2 protein-coding genes are annotated in these 1,563 nt (G+C 35.6%); both read left to right on the top strand.

The window, feature by feature from the left end; genetic code table 11:
- Nucleotides 1-266: 266 nt before the first annotated feature.
- Complete coding sequence (locus BW935_RS17990) at nucleotides 267-500, top strand: hypothetical protein (protein ID WP_076503165.1); 234 nt, start codon at nucleotides 267-269, stop codon at nucleotides 498-500.
- Between the two features lies 1 nt (nucleotide 501).
- The gene (locus BW935_RS17985; protein ID WP_076503164.1) at nucleotides 502-1,209 is read left to right on the top strand and encodes an ATPase; all 708 of its coding nucleotides are present in this window, start codon (nucleotides 502-504) and stop codon (nucleotides 1,207-1,209) included.
- Nucleotides 1,210-1,563: the final 354 nt, after the last annotated feature.

The raw sequence follows: 1,563 nt of genomic DNA, 5'->3' as shown, positions 1-1,563 counted from the left end.
AGCGACACAAAACTCACCAAGACCCACAAAGCTCACAAAATTAAATCCTTAGAGATCTTTGTGTTCCTTTGCGCTCTTTGTGTCCCAAATAACTCAATAACCATTCACCCAATAACTATATCCCCCCACGCTTAACACCCCGATCCCTCGGGGCACCCCGATCCCTCGGGGCACCCCGACCCCTCGGGGCACCCAATCTTCGTTAAGCAAACTAATAAAAATAATTAGCGTTAATTTAAGTATCTTGTAATCAAAATATTTCAAATATGAGTGATAAAGAAATAACAGTTGAAGACCTTAATAAACTTCAAAAAATGGCTAGCGACAATGCAATTAAACTTAATAAAGCAATGGGGTTAACATATTTAGTCGTAAAGAATAACAAACTCATTCAAATAGGGCCTGATGGAAGGGAAACTGTACTAGGGAAACCAGAGTTTGGAACAACAAAATTTGATAAGAAAAAAATTACCCTAAAATCAGGTGTCCAAAAAGTTTAGAATGTTCTCTGGGCCAAATGGTTCTGGTAAATCTACCTTAATTCAGGAAGTTAAGAAAAACTACAATGTCGGATTTTTTATTAATGCAGACGAAATAGAAGTTAAAGTCAATAAATTTAAATTTTTAGATATTTCAGAATTTACCAACAAATCCATTAATCAAAATAATTGGAATTCTTTTCTGGCCTCTTTAAATACAAATGATATCAGAATCAAAGAAGAATTCCCTGAAATTATAATCAGTGATAAATTTTTGATTTGTAAAAAGGGAATAAATAGTTATCAAGCAGCAATAATGGCTGAGTTTTTTAGAAATATATTGCTTGAGAATGAGAAAACATTTTCTTTTGAAACAGTCATGTCTCATCCTTCCAAAGTTGATTTTTTAAAAAAAGCAAAACAAGCTGGATTCAGTACATACCTGTATTTCATTTGTACACAAGATCCTAAAATTAATATTCAAAGAATCATTAATAGAGTAGTAAAAGGAGGCCACGACGTTGATCAACAAAAGACAGTTCAACGATACTATAGATCTCTAGAATTACTTTATGATGCCTTCATGATCTCGGATAGAGCTTTTGTAATAGATAGCTCAAATAGAAACCGTGATGTGATTGTCGAGAAAAACAAAAATATCATTACCATCCATAATCAAAATATACCAGAATGGATAGCTAAATACCTGTTAAATAAACTTGACTATTAAGTAGTAATCTTTACATAATAATTTCCACAATCCCCTCAAATTTAACACTTAACACCCCGACACCTCGGGGCATCCCGATCCCTCGGGGAACCAAATTTAGTGCTCTTCGTGCTTCATTGAGCTCTTAGTGTCCCAAAAAAAAGAAGCGACACAAAACTCACCAAGACCCACAAAGCTCACAAAATTAAATCCTTAGAGATCTTTGTGTTCCTTTGCGCTCTTTGTGTCCCTAAACAATTAACCACCCCGACCCCTCGGGGCATCCCGATCCCTCGGGGAACCAAATTTAGTGCTCTTCGTGCTTCATAGAGCTCTTAGTGTCCCAAAAAAAAGAAGCGACACAAAACTCACCAA

The organism is Belliella pelovolcani, from assembly GCF_900156785.1.
Taxonomy (GTDB): domain Bacteria; phylum Bacteroidota; class Bacteroidia; order Cytophagales; family Cyclobacteriaceae; genus Belliella; species Belliella pelovolcani.
This window is presented reverse-complemented; position numbering and strand designations above follow the sequence as displayed.

Coding starts and splice junctions, on each gene's coding strand:
- BW935_RS17990 (WP_076503165.1), top strand. CDS start 267: ATGAGTGATAAAGAAATAACAGTTGAAGACCTTAATAAACTTCAAAAA.
- BW935_RS17985 (WP_076503164.1), top strand. CDS start 502: ATGTTCTCTGGGCCAAATGGTTCTGGTAAATCTACCTTAATTCAGGAA.